Annotated in this window: 19 protein-coding genes; 14 read left to right on the top strand and 5 right to left on the bottom strand. The window is 39.4% G+C overall.

Annotated elements, in window-relative coordinates; all coding sequences use genetic code 11:
- Positions 1-43: 43 nt before the first annotated feature.
- Positions 44-1,240 carry an aspartyl protease family protein gene (locus tag ABJG98_RS04755; protein ID WP_348278333.1) on the bottom strand — a complete coding sequence of 399 codons (1,197 nt, stop codon included), beginning with the start codon at positions 1,238-1,240 and terminating at the stop codon, positions 44-46.
- A gap of 108 nt (positions 1,241-1,348) precedes the next feature.
- Between ABJG98_RS04755 and ABJG98_RS04750 the strand changes: the two genes are divergently transcribed.
- Entirely contained in the window at positions 1,349-2,152 is an 804-nt protein-coding gene (locus ABJG98_RS04750) for a phosphopeptide-binding protein (protein ID WP_348278332.1), read from the top strand.
- A gap of 50 nt (positions 2,153-2,202) precedes the next feature.
- Here ABJG98_RS04750 and ABJG98_RS04745 read toward each other — a convergent pair whose 3' ends face one another.
- The gene (locus ABJG98_RS04745) at positions 2,203-3,285 is read right to left on the bottom strand and encodes a hypothetical protein (protein ID WP_348278331.1); all 1,083 of its coding nucleotides are present in this window, start codon (positions 3,283-3,285) and stop codon (positions 2,203-2,205) included.
- A gap of 43 nt (positions 3,286-3,328) precedes the next feature.
- On the opposite strand from ABJG98_RS04745, the gene ABJG98_RS04740 reads away from it, so the two are divergent.
- The 12 genes from ABJG98_RS04740 to ABJG98_RS04685 all read left to right on the top strand — a co-directional run bounded on the left by ABJG98_RS04740 (position 3,329) and on the right by ABJG98_RS04685 (position 17,771).
- A complete protein-coding gene (locus tag ABJG98_RS04740; RefSeq protein WP_348278330.1) occupies positions 3,329-4,555 on the top strand; it encodes a M20/M25/M40 family metallo-hydrolase in 1,227 nt (408 codons plus the stop codon).
- A gap of 67 nt (positions 4,556-4,622) precedes the next feature.
- Entirely contained in the window at positions 4,623-5,867 is a 1,245-nt protein-coding gene (locus ABJG98_RS04735; RefSeq protein ID WP_348278329.1) for a hypothetical protein, read from the top strand.
- Between the two features lie 33 nt (positions 5,868-5,900).
- Positions 5,901-6,224: a YciI family protein gene (locus tag ABJG98_RS04730; RefSeq protein ID WP_348278328.1), complete on the top strand. Its 324-nt coding sequence runs from the start codon at positions 5,901-5,903 to the stop codon at positions 6,222-6,224.
- Between the two features lie 183 nt (positions 6,225-6,407).
- On the top strand, positions 6,408-7,691 hold the full coding sequence (locus ABJG98_RS04725) for a hypothetical protein (protein ID WP_348278327.1): 1,284 nt from the start codon (positions 6,408-6,410) through the stop codon (positions 7,689-7,691).
- 42 nt (positions 7,692-7,733) lie between these two features.
- Positions 7,734-10,166, top strand: coding sequence for an ABC transporter permease (locus tag ABJG98_RS04720; protein WP_348278326.1), 2,433 nt, complete (start codon positions 7,734-7,736; stop codon positions 10,164-10,166).
- 114 nt (positions 10,167-10,280) lie between these two features.
- The gene (dnaE, locus tag ABJG98_RS04715) at positions 10,281-14,513 is read left to right on the top strand and encodes a DNA polymerase III subunit alpha (RefSeq protein WP_348278325.1); all 4,233 of its coding nucleotides are present in this window, start codon (positions 10,281-10,283) and stop codon (positions 14,511-14,513) included.
- Positions 14,514-14,573: 60 nt separating this feature from the next.
- Complete coding sequence (gene trxA / locus ABJG98_RS04710; RefSeq protein WP_348278386.1) at positions 14,574-14,942, top strand: thioredoxin; 369 nt, start codon at positions 14,574-14,576, stop codon at positions 14,940-14,942.
- A 66-nt stretch (positions 14,943-15,008) separates the two neighbouring features.
- Positions 15,009-15,371 carry a VOC family protein gene (locus tag ABJG98_RS04705; protein WP_348278324.1) on the top strand — a complete coding sequence of 121 codons (363 nt, stop codon included), beginning with the start codon at positions 15,009-15,011 and terminating at the stop codon, positions 15,369-15,371.
- A 1-nt stretch (position 15,372) separates the two neighbouring features.
- Positions 15,373-16,095, top strand: a complete 723-nt coding sequence (locus tag ABJG98_RS04700; protein WP_348278323.1) for a sulfotransferase family protein — start codon at positions 15,373-15,375, stop codon at positions 16,093-16,095.
- A complete protein-coding gene (locus ABJG98_RS04695; protein WP_348278322.1) occupies positions 16,073-16,972 on the top strand; it encodes an aminotransferase class IV in 900 nt (299 codons plus the stop codon). Before ABJG98_RS04700 ends, ABJG98_RS04695 begins: the two co-directional genes overlap by 23 nt.
- Positions 16,973-16,992: 20 nt before the next feature.
- Complete coding sequence (locus ABJG98_RS04690; RefSeq protein ID WP_348278321.1) at positions 16,993-17,454, top strand: hypothetical protein; 462 nt, start codon at positions 16,993-16,995, stop codon at positions 17,452-17,454.
- Between the two features lie 101 nt (positions 17,455-17,555).
- Entirely contained in the window at positions 17,556-17,771 is a 216-nt protein-coding gene (locus tag ABJG98_RS04685; RefSeq protein WP_348278320.1) for a hypothetical protein, read from the top strand.
- 2 nt (positions 17,772-17,773) lie between these two features.
- On the opposite strand, the gene ABJG98_RS04680 is transcribed toward ABJG98_RS04685, so the two are convergent.
- From ABJG98_RS04680 to ABJG98_RS04670, 3 genes are all read right to left on the bottom strand, one after another.
- Positions 17,774-18,517, bottom strand: coding sequence for an MBL fold metallo-hydrolase (locus tag ABJG98_RS04680; protein WP_348278319.1), 744 nt, complete (start codon positions 18,515-18,517; stop codon positions 17,774-17,776).
- A gap of 102 nt (positions 18,518-18,619) precedes the next feature.
- A complete protein-coding gene (locus ABJG98_RS04675) occupies positions 18,620-19,054 on the bottom strand; it encodes a peptidylprolyl isomerase (protein WP_348278318.1) in 435 nt (144 codons plus the stop codon).
- A gap of 150 nt (positions 19,055-19,204) precedes the next feature.
- Positions 19,205-21,556 (bottom strand): T9SS type A sorting domain-containing protein, encoded by a 2,352-nt coding sequence (locus tag ABJG98_RS04670; protein ID WP_348278317.1) that lies wholly within the window; start codon positions 21,554-21,556, stop codon positions 19,205-19,207.
- Between the two features lie 224 nt (positions 21,557-21,780).
- On the opposite strand from ABJG98_RS04670, the gene ABJG98_RS04665 reads away from it, so the two are divergent.
- The gene (locus ABJG98_RS04665; RefSeq protein WP_348278316.1) at positions 21,781-24,162 is read left to right on the top strand and encodes an ABC transporter permease; all 2,382 of its coding nucleotides are present in this window, start codon (positions 21,781-21,783) and stop codon (positions 24,160-24,162) included.
- The last annotated feature ends 9 nt before the right edge of the window (positions 24,163-24,171 follow it).

The raw sequence follows: 24,171 nt of genomic DNA, 5'->3' as shown, positions 1-24,171 counted from the left end.
AACTATCAAAAGTGATAAAGCCCGGATTTAGGTCCGGGCTTTCTTATATCAATCGTACAAGCGAAAAGGAAAACTCCAGCTTCTGACCACTTCGATCTATCTCAAGTCGAATTCGTTTTCCCTCCTTTTCAAGTAACAACCTCAGCAATTTGTTAAGGTTTTCATTGGTTAGGTATTCACCTTGTATACTCAAGACCCGATCACCTACCTGCACTCCTGCTTTTGCCGCCGGTGAACTGGCAATTACATGAGTTACTCGAAAATTATTCTCTCCTTCCGCGTCAACCCGCATGCCGCTTAGATCATATTCAAATGATTTTCCATACTCGCGGTTTTTTCTGAGATATAATTTACTTCCTGAAAAATCTACCAGCATATCAAATCGAGATAAAATACCCATTCCAATGGATCCGGTTTCTTTACTATTGCCTACTTCGTTTTTGGTAAAAGAAGCGATAACGTCTTCAAATTCATCATCCCCTATTTTCAATTCTCGCACTCGTCCAACATATCCTTCAATCGGTCCCGCTGGACCCATTCCAAGAGGGATTTCTAATTTCCTCGCTGGCAAGTGAAAAAGATTCGAGTCGCTATTAAAGAGAACCGTGTGAGTAGCACCTGTTTTAATTTGAAACTTTTTGATTTCCTTATCCCAGTTTTCAAATACAATTTCAGCCGGTAAAAAAGCCTTCCTGGCTACGACATCAATTTGCACTTCATCATATCCCTTGGGAGGTTCGAAATTAGATTTCGGATGAAGTACAAGCTTACTTTTAGAATGGTCTAAATGAACTACGAAAGGTCCAAACAAATCATAACCAATGACACCATGAACAGTCGTTCTTGCTACATTCGAAAGATTCATAAAATCATTTTCTAAAACCAACATCGAATGATTCGTACTAGTGGTAGCCGCTCCAATAGAGAGTTGGACTCCATTTGCAGAATATCCAAAACTTGGCTTTCCATTGACAATTCCAAGTTGGACCTTGCGCATGTAATTCATACCAAGTTGATCGCCTACGGACTTTTGTGAAAGTATACTGTATTCTACGGAAGTATCTAAAATGAACTTCAGTATTACTTTTTTGTTAAAGGTGACAGGAATTATGATTAGGTTATTTGACTGTTCAAAAGGTATCTCCACTTTACCAGAATCTACCGGAATAGTGAAGCCGATCTGACAAAAGACTGGAATTGAGATTAGGCAAGTCAAAATAGTAACAAATATTCTTCTCATTGCTGACTGACATTTATGAGTGTTACAACAAGTCTACAATCTGATTCCATTATAGAATGACAGGAACAAAATTTACAACTAACTTTAAGAATAAGAATTAAGCAAATTATGAAAACTAACACATTAAAATCCTTAGCTATCCTATTCATTACTTCTGCGATGTTTTCTTGCACTACATCACAGAAATCCGAAGAGAGCGCAGACGCGAGTTCGGACAAAATGGAATTGAAACCTAACATTACATTAACTAAAGCGCCTTCATCACCTGAATATCCGGATGCACAACTCCTTAAAATATCATCAAACACTACTGAAACCGATACAGGCTTTGTCCTAAATTATACGTTCAATGTACAAAATTATGAGCTAGGCGTACCAACAGAAGGTGCCGACACGCGAGGAATCGCTAATTCAGGGAAAGGCCAGCACATTCACTACATCGTGAACAATGGCCCATACGCAGCGCATTACATGCCAGGTGTAGACGACATGTTGGATGAAGGGAATTATGTTGTTCTTGCATTTCTTTCCAGATCATATCACGAAAGCGTAAAAAGCGAGGGAGCATATTATGTTGAGAATCTAACTGTAGGCGATATTGAAGCTGATGCAGCTGATTTAACAGCTCCACACCTTTTTTATAGTAGGCCAAAAGGCACTTACAAAGGAGCAGATACTGATAAAGTGATGCTAGATTTTTATTTACTTAATACCGGGCTTTCTCCTGAAGGAAACAAGGTTAGAGCTACAGTAAACGGAAATGAATTTATGATTGATGAGTGGGCGCCATACTATATTGAAGGACTGCCAATGGGTCAGGTTTCCATAAAGCTAGAATTACTAGATGCTGATGGAAATCTAATTCCTGGACCTTTTAATAGGGTAGAACGGAAAGTTACACTTGAGGAATAATGAAAACGAAAAATTGATTTAAGTCCCAACCATTTCGGTTGGGATTTTTTTTAATCTATCCACTCGGCAACGAATAGATTAGTATCTCTGGTTCCTCCATTATTTCTATTGGAAGCCCAGACCAAATACTTACCATCTGGACTAAACATTGGAAACGAATCGAAAGTGTCATCGAATGTAACTTGCTCAAGTTCAGTTCCATCCAAGTTCACCATGAATAAATTGAACGGAAATCCTCTTTCAGACGCGTGATTAGAAGAAAAAAGTATTTTACTCCCATCCGGCGTGAAGAATGGAGCCCAGTTTGCATTCCCCAAGCTAGTAATCTTCCTTGCATCAGATCCATCGGCATTTGCCATATACAATTCCATTTCAGTTGGTTGAACAAGCCCTTGCTCTAGTAATTCTTTATACTCTGTAATTTCCTCCTCAGTTTGTGGACGAGAAGCTCTCCATACTATTTCACTTCCGTCCGGAGAGAAAAATGCACCGCCATCGTATCCTAATTCATCCGTGATTTGCACAACATCTGATCCATCCAAATTCATGGTATACAATTCCAAATCGCCAGATCGAGTAGACGTAAAGATTATTCTATCACCGCTTGGAGATACTGTTGCTTCTGCATCATACCCTACCTCACTTGTCAACTGGCTAACAATTTCACCTTCCAAATTCGCGACGAAAATGTCGTATCCTTCATAGATTGGCCATACATACTTGCCCGTACTGCGAGCTGGCACCGCCGGACATAGGCTGTCAGCCAAATGTGTCGATCCATAAACAATCAAAGAATCTCCAGGCAAAAAGTACGCACAAGTAGTTCTTCCTAAGCCAGTACTTACCATTGGGGGTTGCTTGCCTTTTTCTGAATTTGCAACGCTCAAAGTAAAGATTTGGTCACATTCGACACCCCATTCTGCAAAGTCCGATTGAAACACTAGACTTTCGCCGCTAAAGCTCCAATATGCCTCAGCATTGTTCCCACCCCATGTTAATTGACGAACATTTTTAAGATGAACTTCATTTTCATATTTCAGTGAATCTACTGTAGCTGTTTCGCCTTCAGGCTTATTAGGTCGAGTACATGAAAATGCTACCAGTAAAATTGAAATAATCGTAAAGTTCTTCATGGGTTGGTATCTTTAGCCTGCGAAAGTAACTCACAAATCAAATATGAAAAAGTATCTATCTTTTCTATTGCCCTTCCTCATGTTTACAAACTGTGAACAAACAGATTCTTATGATCCTGAGAAACAGATTGAGCAAGATATTAAAGTGCTCGCTAGTGACTCATTGTCTGGAAGAGAAGTAGGTACTGAAGGTGAGAAAATGGCTGCTGATTACATTGTCAATCAATTCCAGAATGCAAACCTTCAACCCAAAGGATCGAATGGTTATTTACAGTCTTTTTTTGTAAGCGATCCAGACAATCCCCATGCTCAACCTTCCGAAGAAAGTGGATTAAATGGAATAACCGGATATAATGTGATTGGAATAATTGATAATCCAGGTGATGAACTTGTGGTGATAGGTGCTCACTATGACCATTTGGGAATGGGTGATTTTTCCTCACTACACAGAGGAGATCGAGCAATTCATAATGGAGCCGACGACAATGCCAGTGGCGTGGCAGCAATGATGCATTTAGCGAGGGTGCTTGCAAAAAAAGAACTGAACCGGGATGTTCTGTTTATTGGAATATCTGGTGAGGAAAAAGGGCTTTGGGGCTCTAATTACTTCACCAAAAATCCGACGATAGATTTATCGAAAGTAAACTTTATGATCAACATGGATATGGTGGGTCGATTAGATGAAGAAAAAGGATTAGCTACAAATGGAACAGGAACATCTCCTATTTGGAACTGGCTTCTTGATGAGGTGAATGCAGATAGTCTCAAACTAATCAAAAGCGAATCAGGGGTAGGGCCTTCTGATCACACTTCTTTCTATTTACAAGACATCCCTGTATTACATTTTTTTACCGGTCAGCATGAAGATTATCACAAGCCTGGTGACGATATGGAGAAAATTAATATGCAAGGAATTCTGAAGGTTGCATCATTGATTGAACGCATGATTGTGCTCATGGACGATGATGAAAAGATTGCCTTTACTAAAACTAAAGATCAATCCGATAACCCTCGATTTACTGTGACTTTAGGTGTTGTTCCTGATTACATGTTTGACGGCACTGGGATGAGGATAGATGGAGTAAGCGAGGATAAACCTGCTATCATGGCTGGTATTAAAAAAGGAGATATTGTTGTACAGCTAGGAGACAGTATCGTTTCTGACATGATGAGCTACATGCGTGCGCTATCCACCTTTGAAAAAGGTGATGAAACGATTGTCATCGTTGATCGAAATGGTGAAAAATTCGATTTTAAGATAGAGTTCTAATCATTTTTACAAGTGGCTAATGGTATAACCGAATAAGTCTGTTGTGGGAGTGTAATCGACAAGAACTATGCGGAAAATAATATATTTACTACTCACCATATCCACATTCATCGGCACAACTCAAAGCTTAAGAGAACTCTATCAAGAAGGAGTAAAAGCTTACGAAGAGAAGAACTATGAGCTATTCAGAGAGAAAATGTTTACTATTGACACCATGCGTCCTAACTATCCCGCAGTTGTATACAACTTAGCGGGTGGATATGCATTAACAGGTAATCAAAAGATGTCTTTGAACGTGTTAAAAAAATACATCTTGATGGATGCTACACAAGATTTTACTGAGGATAAAGACTTTGCATCCATCATTGATCTTCCAGCCTTTGCACAAATTCGAGAGAAGCAAATTCAATTAACCAAAACGCTAAACTTAGGGAAGTCAATAGAGGTTCCACTGCTTTACGCACATCCTGAATCTATCACGTATTCTGATAAACAAAAAGCGTTTTTTATAGGTGGTGTGAGGGATGGTAGTATTTGGAAAATTGAAGAAGGTAAAGAGCCACAACTTTGGGCTGATTCGCCAAAAAATTCATGGTCAGTTATGGGTCTGGAGACCTCAAAAGATGAAAAAATACTGTGGGCATGTACTTCCGCTATGAATTTTTATGAAGACTTTGATCAGAATGAAGAAGGCTTTGCCAGCGTACTAAAATATGATCTTAAAAGTGGGGAGCTTCTCGAAACATATGCATTACCAGGCGGTCACAATTTCGGAGATCTGATATCGGATGATGCCGGGAATGTTTACATCTCAGATGGAACTGCCAATAAACTTTATTGGATTAGCAACAAGCAAGGAAAACTCGAAATTTTTGTTGACCTATCTAAAACTGCCTTTAACCTGCAAGGACTTACCTTAAATAAAACCCAAAACGCAATCTATATAAGTGATTACATAGATGGAATTTGTCTGATAGACCTTGAGTCTAAGAAAGCAGAGAAGTTGGAAATAGCTGCTGATGATGTACTAATAAAAGGAATTGATGGACTTTACTTCGATAACGGGACATTAATAGGACTTCATAATGGAACGAATCCCAATCGTGTCGTTCGCTATGAGCTTTCTAAAAACGGAAAAGAAATTATTGCCAAGGAAGTTCTGGGGCAAGGAGGGCAACTTGGTGAACCCACTCAGGGTACGTGGGTTGGTAGTAGGTTATTTTATATTGTAAACAGTCCTTGGGGAGCTTATGATCGAGACGGTAATTTTAATCCTGATGGAAACAACCTTATCATTGGTATTATTGAATAGTCCAACAATTCATCACCCAAACGTCATATTACTATGAAAGAATTCCTAATCCTAATAGCTGCTCAAAATGAGCAAGGACTCTCCTCTACCGAAGAACAACATTGCATTCAAGAATATGGCAAATGGGCAGAAAAACTTGGTGAACAACATGTGACCGCAAGACGGCTTTCTTTAGAGGCTGGTGAGCTAATCCCAAGTAAAAACAGTGTTACCACAGACGGTCCTTTTGTAGAAGCAAAAGAACTAATAGCAGGCTTTGTATTGGTATCTGCCGAGTCTCTTGAAATGGCTAAAAATATAGCTTCATCCTGCCCACTCAATGATTATTTCCATCTGTACGTCAAGGAAACAAGTTAAAATTTCGAATAAAGTTGAAACTGTTTCAGAAATAATCTAACACATCCGGCTTTTCATTTCAGGGATAAATCTCACATGAATCGTAACCAAGGCTTTTATTGTTCGTTGTACTATGCATTAACAAGTACTATACAATACAAACGTTAACCTTTGGTGCAACCTTTTGTCTTTAGGTAGCATCAAATGAAAAAAGGAAAACCTATAACTCAAATACTTATGACACGATTTGCTAATTACCTAAAATTATCGGGGACAGTTTTAGCATCCATGCTATTTCTTGCTGCAGAAGCTCAAGATGACGGATTTATCTATGGGCGGGTCACCACAGAAGATGGTGATACTTATGAAGGACCTCTGAGATGGGGCAAAGAGGAAGTATACTGGACAGATATGTTCAATGCTTCAAAAAAAGAAAACAAAAATCTCGACTACCTCACCAATCGGGAGATAGATGAGCTCGAAGATCGATACAATGACAGAAGCGACAACATCATTTCAAGATTTGTAAATATTTCCTGGGATGAGGATAACGATGGACGATTCGTTCACGAGTTTTCAGCAGAATTTGGCAACCTAAAATCTCTTAGAATAAGATCTAATAATCGTGTAGAAGTGGAGCTAAAAAATGGAGATTATGTGCAAGTCGATGGCAGTGGATACAACGATGTTGGAGCGAAAATCACCATTCTAGATAAGGAGCTAGGGAATGTCAGACTTTCATGGAGCAATTTAGATCGAATCGAATTCCTTCCTACCCCATCCAAACTTGCAGAAAAATTTGGCGAACCACTCTACGGAACTGTTGTTTGTGATCTGGGGGAATTTACAGGATTCATCCAATGGGATCATGACGAACGCGTAGGCACCGATGTGCTGGATGGCGAAGAAGATGGAGACGACTATGAAATTTCCTTTGATAAAATTGCGTCAATTGAGCGCGATGGCTACAGTAGTAGCTTGGTCAAGCTTAAGTCTGGACGGATGCTTGACTTGAGAGGGACTAATGATGTAGATGACGACAATAAAGGAATTATTGTAACTGTAAAAGGACTTGGCCGTGTTGATATCGATTGGGATGAATTTGATAGGGTTACGTTTAAAAGTGCTCCAAACAGCGGTCCATCCTATGGATCTTTTGCAAAACCAGAAAAAATTATGGGAACAGTTGTGGTCGACAATGGGGACAAACACACAGGTGAGATCATTTATGATTTAGATGAGGAATACACCTTCGAATTGCTCAATGGCGAGGATGACAATGTCAAATTCATTATTCCTTTTAGCAACATCAAAGAAATCACTCCAAGAGGCTCATACGCTGCCAACATTACGCTTAAAGACGGTAGTAAGATCACCCTGGAAGACGGCCAGGATGTGAGTGAAAAAAACCTTGGCATGCTCATTAAGACAAATGGAGATCGAGTTTACGTCCCGTGGGATAGAGTAGACAAGATCATCCTACGATAAAAAACAGGACTAAGACTAACTCAAAGGACAAAACTCAAAATCATGCTTAAGAATTATTTCAATGTTGCCTTGCGCAACTTATTTAAACACAAATTCTACTCTTTGATAAACATCCTGGGGCTGTCAATTGGACTGACCTGCTTCCTGATGATATCACTTTATGTAGTAGATGAATTGAGCTACGACACCTTTCATTCAGACGCAGATCGAATCTACCGGATGGACTTCAGTGGTGTTCTCAATGGATCTGAATTTGTAACCGCGCTGGCCAGTGCTCCAGCAGGCCCTACCATGCCCCGAGAATTTCCTGAAGTGGAAGAATCAACACGTTTACGCGGATCTGGAAACTGGACGATCAGGAAAAAAGCAGAAAATAATTCTTACAATGAAGATGACGTTGTTTTCGTAGATGCAAACTTCTTTACCTTCTGGGATTTCAACTTAATTAAGGGTGATATAAACACATGTCTGGAAAGACCTAATACACTAGTAATAAGTCAATCAACAGCTAAGAAAATCTTTGGCGACGATGATCCTTTGGGGGAAACAGTGGTAATGGACAATGATGAAGATTGGGAAATTACTGGTGTCTTTGAGGATATGCCTTCCAATTCGCACTTCAATTATAACATCATGCTAAGCATGGAGAGTAGAGAAGAAGCAAAACAAACATTTTGGATGAGCTTTAATTTCAACACCTACTTAAAACTCCGGGAAGGATCAGATCCAGCGGCCCTTGCCGCCAAATTTCCAGACCTCATTCAAAAGTATATTGGTCCGGAGATAGAGCAATTTATGGGTGCCTCAATGGAAGAATTTTATGAAGCAGGTAACAGTGCTGGATTCTTCTTATTCCCATTGACAGACATCCATCTTCAGTCTGATAAACTTGGGGAGTTGGACGCCAATGGTGATTATAAATACGTGCTCATATTCACAGCAATTGCCCTTTTCATCCTCATTTTAGCATGTATCAACTTCATGAATCTGTCAACTGCTCGATCAGCAGGACGAGCAAAAGAAGTCGGTGTAAGAAAAGTGATGGGTGCATACAAAAGTCAGCTAAGAAAGCAATTCTTAACCGAAGCATTTTTGATCACCTTCATTTCAATTTTGTTAGCGTACGGGCTTTCCTTTTTACTGTTAGAACAATTCAACACTTTGGCAGATAAAGTGATGATATTTAATAGCCTGCTTTCATTTGACTTTATTCTAATAATGTTAGGAGTTTTAATAACTGTTGGATTCCTGGCAGGAAGCTATCCGGCATTTTTTCTTTCAAAATTTCGTCCCGTAGAAGTTTTAAAAGGTAAACTCAATCTCGGACTAAAAGGAGGAGGCTTGAGAAGCACACTAGTTGTACTTCAATTCTGCGTGAGCATCATCATGATTATAGGTACCGCAATTGTTTATCAGCAGCTCTCCTACATCCAAAATAAGAAACTAGGATTTTCTAAAGATCATGTACTACTTGTGCATAATCCGTGGATGATGGGTGATAAATCTGAGTCGTACAAAAATGAAGTGTTACAATTTGCGAATGTCAAGTCAGCCACGCTTTCCGGATTTTTACCTGTGCCAAGTAATAATAATAACAACCTTTGGTTTCCAGGTTCAAATCCTACGAAGGACGAAAGTTACGTCTTTAGTGAGTTTAGAGTCGATCATGACTATCTAAAAACGCTAGACATTGAGATCAAAGAAGGAAGGGATTTCTCTAGAGATTTTCCAAGTGATAGCTCTGCAATCTTATTAAATGAAGCAGCAGTAGCTCGGTTAGGATGGGATGATGCTCTAGGGAAAAAACTATCAACGTATGGGAGCTCTCAAGAAAGCCCGATTGTAGAAACTTATACAGTGATTGGTATAGTAAAGAATTTTCATTTTCAAAGTTTAAGAAACAGCATTGAGCCGCTACTATTTGAATTAGGAAGAAGTCGTGGATTCCTCAGTCTTAAAGTTGACACGGAAAATATTCCAGCTACAATTGATTTCCTTGAAAACAAATGGGTTGAATTCGCACCCGGACAGCCTTTTGAATACAGCTTTCTAGACCAACGCTTTAATGACATGTATGAAAGTGAGCAAAAACTTGGAAATATTTTCGGTGTATTTGCCTTCCTCGCAATATTTATTGCATGTTTAGGGCTTTACGGTTTGGCTGCTTTCACTGCCGAACAACGGAAAAAAGAAATCGGTGTAAGAAAAGTGTTAGGCGCTTCCATCATGAGCATCATTACGCTACTTTCTAAAGAGTTTTTAAAACTAGTCGGAATCGCTTTCTTAATAGCAGCTCCCATCTCCTATTACTTCATGAGTGAGTGGCTACAAGATTTTGAAAATAGAACCAATATCAATTTTATGATTTTCTTATTGGCTGGAAGTATAGCTCTGGTGATTGCATGGGTCACTATGAGTTTCCAGTCATGGAATGCGGCAAGAGTCAATCCGGCCAAGTCATTGAAGGACGAATGATAGTAGTTTCTCTTACCACATATCAACAAGTTATCCACAGCCCCGATTCTTCGGGGCTTTTTTTGTAGTACATCGGTAGGCTTTGTGTTATTTTGAAGGAATATAAGCCACTCTATGTACCTCATTTTTGATACTGAAACTACCGGACTCCCACACAACAAAACAGCGCCAGTTGAGGAGCTTGAAAACTGGCCCCGGCTTGTACAAATTGCGTGGCAATTGCATGATCATTCAGGGAAATTACTTTCCACAGGTAATCATATCATCAAACCGGAAGGTTTCACTATTCCATTTAACGCTGAAAAAATTCATGGAATTTCAACCAAGCGTGCATTAGAGGTTGGAGAAAATTTAGCTGAAGTACTTGAGATCTTTTCAGAAGATGTTAAGCGAGCTGAAGTTCTTGTTGGTCACAACATCGAATTTGACAACAAGATTATTGGAGCGGAATATCTACGCACAGAAAAAGAAAACCTACTAGCTGACGCTAAAAATATTGATACTTCGCTTGACACGAAGGAGTTTTGTCAGTTACAGGGAGGTATCGGAGGCCGATTAAAATCACCCAAGCTTATTGAGCTTTATGAAAAACTTTTTGGAGAGCCATTCGCCGATGCACATGATGCAGCCTATGATGTAGACGCAACTGCCAGGGCATTTTTCGAATGTCTCCGCAGATCCATCATTCCAACCATCGACGATACTAAACCTGATGATATCACGTATGAGGCTCCAAATTTGGATGCTGCGAATTTTGCAACAAAAAGGGAAGAATCAAGTGGTAAAATAGGAACCGAAGAAGTAAAAGCCGAGGACATAAAAGGTGTCTTTTGCCATCTGCATGGACATTCACAATTTTCGGTACTGCAAGCAACACCTGATGTTGGAGCTATTATCGCCAAAGCCAAAGCCTATGACATGCCGGCTGTAGCCATGACTGATCTAGGCAACATGTATGGAGCTTTTAAGTTTGTAAAAGCAGCTAAAGGTGCAGGAATCAAACCCATCATCGGATGTGAATTTTATGTGGCAGAAGAAAGGCTGAAACTTCAATTCACCAAAGACAATCCCGACAAGCGATTTAAACAACTACTGCTAGCCAAGTCAAAGAAAGGTTATGAGAATCTCATCAAGCTTAGCTCAATAGCTTACAAGGAAGGAAACTATGGTCTTTATCCTCGAATAGATAAAGCACTCATTGAAGAATACAAGGAAGATCTGATTGCACTTAGTGGTAGTCTTGGGGGAGAAATACCACATCTTGTCTTGAATGTGGGAGAAACACAGGCTGAAGAAGCGGTCGTTTACTGGAAGGAGCTATTTGGCGAAAATTTCTATCTCGAAATCAATCGGCATGGACTTGAAGAAGAAAACAGACTCAATGAAATTCTTGTTGATTTTGCGAGAAAGCATGACATCAAACTTATTGCTGTAAACGAGTATTTCTATCTGGATCGTGAAGACGCAAAAGCACACGATGTATTGATTTGCATCAAAGAAAACGAAAAGCAAAGCACGCCGATTGGTAGAGGCCGAGGGTTCAGACCTGGCCTGCCAAACGACAACTACTACTTCAAAACTCAGCAAGAAATGAAGGAATCATTCGGAGACCTGCCGGATGCAATTGAGAACATTACAGAACTGATAAATAAAGTAGAAACGTACAGCCTTGAACGGGATGTATTGCTCCCCGCATTTGACATCCCTGAGCAATTCATTAACCATGAAGATGAAAAAGATGGAGGCAAACGTGGTGAAAACGCCTATCTAAAACATCTAACAGATAAAGGTGCAGAAAAACGCTACGACGAGATTACAGATGAAATCCGTGAACGCATTGATTTTGAACTTGAGACAATTGCGAACACTGGATATCCCGGATATTTTTTGATTGTTCAAGATTTCACTGCAAAAGCACGTGAAATGGGTGTAGCTGTTGGACCTGGTAGAGGATCCGCGGCTGGATCAGTAGTTGCCTATTGCATCGGAATTACCAACGTTGATCCAATTGCATACGATCTCCTTTTTGAGCGTTTCTTGAATCCTGATCGAGTATCACTTCCCGATATTGATATAGACTTTGACAATGAAGGTCGTGAAAAAGTAATTAAGTATGTGATTGATAAATATGGCTTTGATCAGGTGGCTCAGATTATCACATACGGAACGATGGCACCCAAATCAGCAATCAGAGATGCGGGAAGAGTCATGGAGCTTCCTTTGCCAGAAACTGATGCCATTGCCAAACTAGTCCCTGAAAGGCCTGGAGCAAAGTTTACTTCCGTTTTCGAAGAAGTAAAGGAGCTTGAGGACTTGCGCAAAGGAAAAGATCTTCCCTCCCAGGTGCTTAATCAGGCCGTTGTATTAGAAGGATCACTTAGAAACACGGGTATACATGCATGCGGTGTAATCATCACACCTGATGACATGAGTAAATTTGTCCCTCTCGCCAAGTCCAAAGATTCTGATCTGCTTGTCACCCAATTTGACAACAGTGTAGTAGAATCCGCAGGGATGCTCAAGATGGACTTTTTAGGATTGAAGACCTTGTCCATTATTAAGTCGGCTGTGGAGAATGTGGAGAAACGTCATGGAATAAAAATAGACATTGATGAGATTCCTCTGGATGATCAGACCACTTATGAATTATACCAACGAGGTGAAACAAATGGAACCTTCCAGTTTGAGTCACCGGGCATGCAAAAGCACCTTCGCGCCCTAAAACCTGATAAGTTCGAAGATTTGATTGCCATGAACGCCCTTTATCGTCCAGGGCCAATGGAATACATACCCAACTTCATCGCCAGAAAACACGGAAAGGAACCTATTACTTATGATGTTCCAGAAATGGAGGAATACCTGGCAGAGACCTATGGCATCACTGTCTATCAAGAGCAGGTAATGCTTCTATCTCAGTCATTGGCAGGTTTTACCAAAGGTGAAGCTGATGTATTGCGTAAAGCAATGGGTAAGAAGAAGCGTGATGTGCTGGATGAAATGAAGCCTAAATTCATTGAACAGGCTAAGGCAAAAGGACATCCTGAAGATAAGCTTGAAAAGGTGTGGACCGATTGGGAAGCGTTCGCAGCATACGCTTTTAACAAATCTCACAGTACCTGCTATTCAGTGGTGGCATATCATACCGGTTATTTCAAAGCCAACTACCCTGCTGAATATATGGCTGCAGTGCTTACTCACAATCAGAGTAGTATCGACAAGGTGAGCTTCTTCATGGAAGAGTGCAAAAATCGTGGGATAAAAGTTCTAGGTCCACATGTCAATGAATCTGCTAAAGACTTTGCTGTAAACGCTGAAGGTGAAATCCGCTTTGGGATGGGCGCCATTAAAGGTACTGGAGAATCGGCTGTCCAGGCAATTATCGAAGAACGTGACGAAAATGGACCATTTTCCAACATTTTTGATTTTGCGAAGCGCGTAAACCTTCGAACTGTCAATAAGAAGTCATTTGAAAGCCTGGCTAAGGCAGGTGGATTTGATTGCTTTGAAGAATTTCACAGACGCCAATATGTCGAGCCTGATGCTGAAGGATCTTCCCTAATTGAAAAATCTATTCGTTATGCCAACCGGATGCAAGAGGAAGAAGCTAGCAATCAGTCTTCTCTATTTGGTGGTGCCTCTGGCACAGATATTACTCAACCAAAAGTTGGTAGAATTGAGCCTTACGGTGATATTGAGAAACTCAATATTGAAAAGGAAATGGTAGGACTCTACATTTCTGGTCATCCATTGAATCAATTCAAATTTGAAATGGATCATTTAACAAATGCCGGAATCCATCAACTCTCCGAGCCTGAAAAACTGCAGGGCAGAGACGTTCGAATCGGTGGCATTGTAAGTGATGTTCAGCATCGAACCTCTAAAAAAGGTAATCCTTTCGGTCAATTCACGTTAGAAGATTTTAACGACAACTATACCTTCTACCTCTTCTCTCAAGATTACCTGAAATTCAAGCCAATGCTAGAAAAAGGCTGGTTTTTATACCTCACTGGTAATATTCAAAACCGATGGAATAGTGAAGAATTAGAATTTAAAATTCAAAACATAGAGCACTTAAGTGAAATTCGTGAAAAAATGACCAAAGGCCTGGAACTGAAAATGCGCTTAGAGGATGTAAATGCAATTATTGTAGATGAGGTTGAGCGAATTGCTGAAAAGTTTCCAGGCAAGTCTTTGCTGAAAATGTCATTGGTTGGCGTTTATGAAAACCGAGCCATTAATCTGGAAATGCTCAGCAGAAAGTTCACTATAGATCCAACTGACGAGTTAATTAAGGAATTAAAAAGTATTGATGAGCTCCATTTCAGGGTGTTGCTCCAAAAGAACTAATTGTCAAGGCAACAACAAACCTCCGTTTTATCAAAAGAGAATAAACTATTCAAATTACTTTTGTGTTCGAAACACAAGCAATTAAAAAAATTCAATAATAATACAATGGCAAAAGCAGTAGAAATTACGGATAGCAACTTTGAAGAAATCATCAATTCAGATCAACCTGTTCTTGTTGATTTCTGGGCAGAGTGGTGTGGTCCATGTAAAATGATCGGTCCTGTGGTAGAAGAACTAGCTGGAGATTTTGAAGGAAAGGCAGTAATTGGAAAAGTAGATGTGGACGCAAATCCTGAAGTATCCGCTAAATTCGGCATCCGATCAATTCCAACTTTGTTGGTATTTAAAAATGGTGAAATCGTAGACAAGCAAATTGGAGCGGTTCCTAAAAACGTCCTTAGCGACAAGCTTACTGCTCAAATGGCCTAAGCATAAAAATATTCATATTAAAAGCCTTGACTATTTAGTCAGGGCTTTTTTTATGATCTTTAATTCATGAATCTCTTTTCCCATTCCTCTATAATACTGCCAGTAGAAAATGTCAAAGCAACTGCAGAATACTATCGAGATAAACTAGGCTTTGCGATTTCATTCCTCTGGAAAGACCCGCCCACCTATGCTGTTGTCAATCGCGACGATGCTGTCGGCTTGCACTTTACTACTTCTAATCATCCGATTAAAAAAGATGATCAAGCTCGACTATACATTTTTGTGCATGACGTAGACAAAGTATATAAAGAGTACCAAAATGCGGGAGTGAAAATCTTAGAACCGATCAACAACACGGACTATAAAATGCGCGAGTTTGTTATAGAAGACATTAATGGATATAAATTAGTCCTTGGAAAAGGAACCTAAAATGATCATAAACCTAATCTCTGGCCCACGAAATATTTCCACAGCCCTGATGTATGCGTTTGCTCAACACTCAAAGATCAAAGTGATTGATGAACCATTTTATGCTTATTACCTTGTAAAAACCGGCTTGAACCATCCAGGAAGAGATGAAACTATCGCCAGTATGTCAAGTGATCCTATTGAAGTAATAGATCAGATTCACTCCCTGGAAAAGGGGAATGAAATAGTATTCCTAAAAAACATGGCACATCACCACGAAGGGCTTGATTGGAGTTACCTAAAGGATATTCACAATATCTTCTTGATTCGTGATCCCAAACAGCTGATCGCGTCATTTGCTCAGGTTATTACGAACCCAACAATTCAAGATATTGGTTTAAAGCATGAAGCAGATTTGCTGGATTATGTGCAGGAGAATTGCACTCATCCTCCTATTGTCATAGACTCCAACGACATCTTAAAAGATCCTGAAAAAAGTCTATCAAAAATATGCCGCCAGCTAAATATTTCTTTTCAAAAACAGATGTTGACCTGGGAAAAAGGCACGAAATCGGAAGATGGAGTCTGGGCAAAATATTGGTATAAAAATGTACACAACTCCACTGGCTTTACCAAACAAAAAACAAGTGATCGGTCATTGCCAGAGCATTGTAAATCACTCCACTCAGAAGCGATTTCATATTATGAAAAACTAAAAGCACATGCTACAGAAGTACAACCCTAAAAATGAAAATATACAAGTTTGGGTAGGTAATCGCCTATATCACAGAAATGAAGCAAAAGTTTCGGTATTTGACAGCACCGTCCAAGGTGGAGATGCCGTATGGGAAGGTTCCAGAGTTTACAAAGAAGGAATCCTTCATTTAGATAAGCATATTGATAGATTATTTGCTTCGGCCAAAGCCCTCGCTTTTGAACATATTCCTACTCGGACTTTTGTGAAAGACGCGATAAAGCAAACTTTAGAAGCAAATAAAATGACGGAGGACACCCTTATGCGGATCACTCTTAGTAGAGGTGAAAAGGTGACATCTGGTATGGATCCAAGACTTAATCAAAAAGGTAGCTGCTTGATCGTATTAGCGGAATGGAAGCCTCTGGTTTATGACAATGACTCAGGCATTCGAGTCATCACTTCTACCCAAAGAAGAAATGGACCCCAATTTCTCGACAGCAAAATCCATCACAATAATCTCTTAAATAACATCCTGGCAAAGATTCAAGCCAACTTTGCTGGGGTTGATGCAGGTGTCATGCTCGATGAACGAGGATTTGTGGCAGAACTAAACGATACTAATCTTTTTATGGTAAAAGATGGCACCCTATACACACCGTTTGCAAATGCTTGTCTCCATGGCATCACTAGAGGCTTCATGCTAGAGCTGGCTCAAACGAACAACATTCCCGTCCAGGAAAAAAATCTAAGCTTGGTTGAATTCTATAATGCTGATGAGGTTTTTGCGACAGGCACCATGGGTGAGCTTACTCCAGTAAAAGAAATAGATGGACGTGTCATCGAGAATAAAACTGGTTCTGCACTTAGAAAAAAACTCAATGCCCTTATGCAGGGCAGTCTTAGCGAACGGTGTGAAAAGTTGTAGATTTAGTTAAAAATATATTTATGTCAGTTAGATTAATCGTATCCATTTTAACTATAAATCTTAGCATCCCATTATTTTCACAGGGGCTTGAGTTTATTAATATAGATTCTACAAATTATACGTTTGATTTTTTTATTGATAAGGCAAAAGAGGAAGATAAGATTATATTACTTTATTTATCGGGTGAGGGGTGTACTCCTTGTATGAGAATGCAACGAGAAATTTTCGTTAAAGACGAAGTTAAAGAGACGTACTCTGATTATCTACTTGTCAATTCTCACTTAATTATGAGACCTTATCCAATGCCTCATAACTTATTCAAAAAAGTAAATAAAGCCCATCTTAAACTCCGAAAGAAATTCAAATCAGAAGGTGCCTATCCTACATTTTATCTCATTGACAAAAATGGAAGAATCCTTAAAAAAGCTAATAAGATGACAACTGAAGAATTCATTGAATTTGCGAATACAGAAACGCAATAATTCTTTAAGTAAATCACGTAATTTATCAAAATACCAAAATCACGCTACCACAGCTTCCATGGCTTGATCATCTTTGAATCATAATTAAAAGACTAAAAGTTATGGAAGCAATTTATTTGAATCAGTTGATGGATCTCTCAGTGAGCTACAACGTGAATGGATCTGAACTACGAAGAAACGTACTAGCCGGGAAAAAAGACGATTACGGCAAAATGTGGGTACTTGTAGAAACTAGCACAAATCAATCTTCAAGCACACAGTGGGTTCAGTTGAGCTTTTTTCAAATGTGGCTTAATCAGGTAAGAGCAGCTGCATAAGACTATCGAGCGTACCAATCTCTAAGTCTAACTTCAGTAGCTATTCCTGAATTTTCAACCATCGTTTTGAATGATTCAACATCACTCAGACCGCCTTTGCCTCTGTAGTGATATGGATAAACGATAGAAGGCTGAAACTCAATGACTGCACTGGCAGCTTGACTTATATCCATCGTGTATGGAAGATTCATACATACAAATGCAACATCAATATTTTTAAGGTTGCGCATCTCTGGAATATCTTCTGTATCTCCTGAGAGGTAAATACGTTTTCCACCTATTGTTAAGACATAGCCATTACCCCTTCCCTTTGTGTGTCGAGCGTCGGGAGACTCAGGCAAGTTATACATAGGAATAGCAAGTATTTCTATTTCTTGAAATACTACTGTTTGTCCATTTCCAATTACTACAGTCCTCGACTTCATTGCTTCTGGCAATTTGTCTTTAACTGCCTGTGGAACAAAAAATTTAGCTCGTGAAGTATTTATGGCTGCCAAAGTCTTCACATTCAGATGATCCCCATGGATATCAGTAATCAAAATAATCGTGGGGTCAGCAATTCCTTCAAAACCATCTGCACCTCCATAAGGATCCACATAAATTACTTCGTCATTCCAGGACAGCACAAGAGTGCCATGTGTGATTGGCTGAATTACTACCTCTCCATCGTTGGTTGAAATCTGATCACTTTGTGCCAATGAAATAAAGGCGACTGAAAGAAATAGGGGAAATAAGATGCTCTTCATAGCTGCTTAGTTTACGATATCAACACAATCTTGTCAAAGATATTCATCTAAACAAAAAAGACTCACAATTCGTGAGCCTTTAAGTGTACTTTCAATTACTGCTTATTCGTTGATTATTACCTTCTCCATCACATCATCTTCTTTGATCTGATCGATGACATCTAATCCTTCTACAACTTTACCAAATACAGTATGATTGCGATCCAGATGAGCCGTGTTCTCGCGGCTATGACAAATGAAGAATTGAGAACCTCCAGTGTTTCTACCAGCATGTGCCATGGATAAAACTCCTCTGTCATGGTATTGATTGTTACCATCAAGTTCACAATCTATTTGATGTCCCGGTCCTCCTGTTCCATCTCCTTTAGGGCATCCACCCTGAATCACGAAGTTTGGAATTACCCGGTGAAAAGTCAATCCATCATAATATCCGTCATTCGCAAGATCTGTAAAGTTTTTGACCGTATTTGGAGCGTCTTCTTCAAAAAATTCGATTTTCATCACTCCTTTTTTTGTATGTATTTCAGCTGTTTTCATAGATCACAAAATTAGTTGCAAAAAAACACAAAAAGAAAGGCAGCACATCATTGTACTGCCTTAGGCGCACTTAGGTTTGACAATGTCAAATTTTCTAAAAAGGCAGCTCATATTTGAGGCGCTCATGAGCCACCTTAATAGATAGCTTCCTTAGTTTTTTATTAAACGTCCTGTATACGTATCGCCACCGCTGGTCTTAATTGAAAGTATGTAGGTGCCCGCTTCCCATGATGAAACATCAAGCTGATCTCCTTTAACAGCTCCATTGTAAAACACTTTTCCTGACAGGTCACTGACATAAATGGATTCAATCTTTAGCTGCCGATCAAAGTAAAGGTAATCAGCAACCGGATTGGGGTAGATCATTCCCAATCCTTCTGGTTGTGTGAGAAACAAGGGTTTTTCAGACGTGGATGCAAGAATCTCAAAAGACCTTCGCACATCTTCAGCAGCCGAGTAAAATTCATTACCCATTTGTTTGGCTGTCACTTGCACTATACCATATCCTGTAAATTCCATGGCACCATCAACTACTTCTCCTGGACCCACCACAGAGTACGTGACTTCAAGTCCTGCATCTGAGGTGGCATCGAGGTTTACAAAGCTTGCGTCTTCAGGGATGTCTTGAATCTCCGCGAAGGTGATTGTTTGCTCTTTTTTATAAACTTCAAACTGCTTGATTACATCAGGAGCTGGTTTATAATCATCATTTCCTTGTTGTGATGCAATTATTTGTACTGTTCCCTCTCCTGAAAGTGTTAACACACTTCCTACTATCGTGGCAGGCCCATTTATTTGGTAAGTAAGTGGTAGCTCTGAATCAGATGTTGCGTTGATATTAACTAGCTCATCCCCTATCCATGTATCCGAAATGTCATTGAATGTAATTTCTTGATTGGCTTTAATAATTTCAAATGAAATCGAAGTTTCAATAGCCTCGTTATAATTATCATTGCCTACTTGTGAAGCAATTACTTCAACTGGTCCTGTACCAGTAAAATTTAAAAAATCACCATCCTTTTCCACTGGCCCATTTATTTCAAATGTGATTGGCAATTCCGTATTTGATGAAATTGATAAGCTAACATACTGATCTCCTATCCACTGATCTTCAATTGATTCAAAATCAAGTATCTGATCTGCCTTAGCTATGTTAATCACGTTTGTTTTTGTGGATTCTGTATAGTACTCATCCCCAGCCTGTGAGGCAGTAATATCCGCAGTGCCGACACCTACAACTTCTAGCTGACTTGACCCAATAACGCGCACCACGCTTTCATCACTACTGGTATAAATGATCTCTAAATCTGAATTTGTAGTAGCGGATAAGTCGATCAACTCGCCAACATCCTCGTAATCTTTATTCACATCTAAATCAAATGTTATTTCCTGATCAATTTTGGAAAATATCCAACCGTCTGTAGAATTAATTGGTATTGAGGCGTAGGCGTTAAATTCGGCAGATCCAATGCCTTTGACGTTGTCAATTGAAACAAATTCAACATCTACAGATCCTCCATTCTGCTTAAAAGTAAGGTCATTATGTCCATTTATTCTTATTTGATTATCTCTATCACCCTTTGCAACTAACCGATTAAATTCAACCTCTAAAACCGAAGTAAATAGATTCAAAAAAACTCCTGGATCGACATGCAATTCATTAAATTTCGGATCAAAAAATATGAAGCTGTGGCTACTAGCATGAATAAAATACTTATCAAATGGAGGGTTCACAAATTTAGTTCTATCTATCTGCGTGGTGCCTCCAACATAGATTATATGTACCTCTGTATTACTTGATTTCAAATCTGCTATACCTTGGGTTAGGTTAATCGATTTTGCATATAATTTTGAACTTACGAGATCTATAGTACCGCTTCCGGGACTCTGTACAGCAATATTGTTTAAAGCATGAACAGGATAACCGTTAAAATCCAAAGTATCATTAGGAAAAAATATACTTATATTCTTAGCTGAAATTGAATCTTCAATTGAAATGCCTCCGCCTCCCAAATTGAAAAGCAAGTCAGTCTCATTCATGCTAATCCCACGCGAATCAAATAATACATTTTCATTGTTAGGGATATGTCTTAATTCCTTTATTAATAGTGTTAAATTATCATTTAATGTAACTGAGCCTGCTACCAACATTTTCCCATCATTGGTATCACCTCCAATAAAATTAAGCGTCGCAGCAAAAGCTCCTGTCCAGTTCAAGTCTTTGCACAAAGCAAATGTTCCTTCTCCTCCAATAGTCACTACTTCCCCTGGAAATGCAAATGAATTTTCGTCAAAAAAAACATTGTTTTCAGTACCTGGAGCAGACGTATGAAATACATTCCCTCCTGAGCTAGTTGCCCAGTGATTGGCAAAGTCTGTCCAGTTTCCTGTACCGCCTACCCAGTAGTAATCGCTTTGAGAAAAGGATTGGAATCCGATAAAAACAGAGAGTAAAAAGATTACAAAGCGTTTTCGAAATGATTTTTTTGGTGTTTTTTTCATATGAATAGGTTTTTAAATCTGGTAATAATTAGACCATATGCAAAACACGGAATCAATACTAGATAAGTCGAATTTTGAGTGTATACAAGTGGTGCACAAAGTGCTTATTCAATAGATATCTAGAATCGTTAAATAGCGTTAAATAATCTTAATTGTGATGAGTGGATATAAAGTAGCTCAGCTATTTCAGTAAATTGGTTCTGTCAAAAAAACTCAAAATACCTATGCTAAGAAATTATTTCATGGTGGCCATTCGCCACCTTAAGCGTCAACCAGGTTACGCACTTCTAAACATATTAGGACTAACTATTGGGATTGCTTCTGCACTTCTCATTGTTTTATATCTAAATCAAGAAACGAGTTACGATCAGCATCATCTAAATGCAAAAAATATTTATCGAATCTCTGCGGATATTACGGAGCCAGATAATGCCTTCAGATGGGCAGTGACTCAACCCCCATTGGGAAGTACGGTAAATACCGAATTTCAAGAGATCAAACAGTTCACACGTTTTGCAGGGGGTGGTCAGACGCGATTCAGACTCGATGATAGAAACTACGAAGCGGAGGACATGTACTTAGTCGACTCAACAGTCTTCGATGTCTTTTCTTTTAATTTCATTCAAGGTGATCCGGAGACAGCCTTGGATGCTCCAAACAGCATCGTATTAAATCAAACGCTTGCTGAGAAAATTTTCAAAGGTGAAAACCCAATGGGTCAGTTATTGGAGACAGAACGCTTCTCATACAAGGTGACTGGCATATATGCAGATGTGCCAATTACCTCACACATCCGACCAGACGCGATGGCTTCATTTAGTACTAATGAACGCTATTCAAACTCGCAAAGCTGGGGCGGTTTTGGTTTATATACGTATGTTGTCCTGAATGAGGGCGTTGATCCATCTTATGTCGAACAGCGACTCAATGATGAGATTATTCCTAAGTATGTGGCAACTGTTTTTGATCAGTTCGACATCAAAGTCAAGTATGAAGTAATCAACATTCAGGACATTCACTTGTACTCAGACTTTGAAGGCGAACCGACGGCACTTGGTAATATCGATTATGTATACATATTCCTTGCTGTTGCCATTTTTCTTGTCCTTATTGCTTGCATCAACTATATGAATCTTGCAACTGCAAGATCAATGCGTAGGTCTCTGGAGGTTGGTATCCGAAAAGTGATGGGTGCGTTTCGTGCTGCGTTGATTCGTCAGTTCATTGTTGAGTCCATCGTAATTGCGCTTGTATCAATGATCATTAGCATACTGCTACTTCTTATCGCTGTACCAGTAATCAATTCATCAGTTGGTACATCTCTTTTACTAAGCGATTTGCTGTCCCAAAAGATTGTCTTCACACTCATTGGAATCCTAATTTTCACCGGTCTGGTGAGTGGTTCGTATCCGGCGTTCTACCTCTCTGGTTTTAGCCCGATTAAAGCCATAAAAGGAGGCTCGGGAAACAAACGCACGGGTAATGTTTGGTTACGAAGAATATTGGTGGGACTTCAATTTTCCATATCGATTTTCATGCTTATTGGTACGTTAGTTATTTATCAACAGATGCAATTTGTAAGAAATGCTGACCTTGGGTTTAACAAGGATCAGGTTGTCAACTTTACATTAAACAGAAGTACCAGTGAGAAATGGGAAGCATTTAGAACTAGATTATTGCAAAATCCTAATTTAACTAACGCCTCCACAGCCACGAATGTACCGGGATTTGGTTTTGGGAAGAATGTGATGCAAGTAGAGACTAATGATGGCGTAATGGAAGATTACGGCGTAGACTGGTACGGCGTAGATTACGATTATCTTAATGTATTGGGAATTGAGGTAATCGATGGCCGTGGCTTCTCCAGAGATTTTCCGAGCGATACCGCTACTTCTGTGATGGTCAATGAGTCAATGGTGGAGAGAATGGGCTGGAATGATCCAATTGGTATGCGATTTCAGTTTGATCAGGATAGCACAGTGTTTCACAAAGTTGTTGGAGTAGTGAAGGACTTCCATCATCGATCACTTTATAATCCAATTGAATCGTTCATGATATTCCCCAGCCTGAATAACAGACAGGCAATGGTAAAAATAGGTGGCGATTTAGAAGAGGGTCTTGCACATCTTGAAACTTCATGGAACGAACTCTTTCCAAATACACCTTTAGAATATCAATTTCTTGATCAAAATTTTATGGAAGCCTATGAAAGTGATCAACTAAGAGGACAACTATTCCTTGGATTTGCTGTGATGATGATTCTAATTTCTGGTCTTGGCCTCTTAGGTTTAGCCTCTTTCACAGCGGAGCAGCGCACAAAGGAAATTAGTGTAAGGAAAGTTTTAGGTGCGGATGTAAAAGGCCTAGTAATACTTCTGGTAAAGGACTTTATCTGGCTGGTTCTTGTCGGCGCGCTTCCGGCCTTTATTATTGGCCATAAAATAATGACTAACTGGCTTAATGACTTTGAATATCATACCGAAATCAATGTAATGATATTCGCAGCTGTTCTATTAATTGTTGGAGCGTTCGTCATGCTTACCACAGGCTTTCAAGCCTACAAAGCGGCTACTGCTAATCCATCAGAGAATTTAAAATGTGAGTAAATAAGAGAG

It is taken from the genome of Ekhidna sp. (genome assembly GCF_039960695.1).
Lineage (GTDB): Bacteria > Bacteroidota > Bacteroidia > Cytophagales > Cyclobacteriaceae > Ekhidna.
Note: the sequence above shows the minus strand (reverse complement) of the source record. Positions and strands in the feature narration are given on the sequence as shown.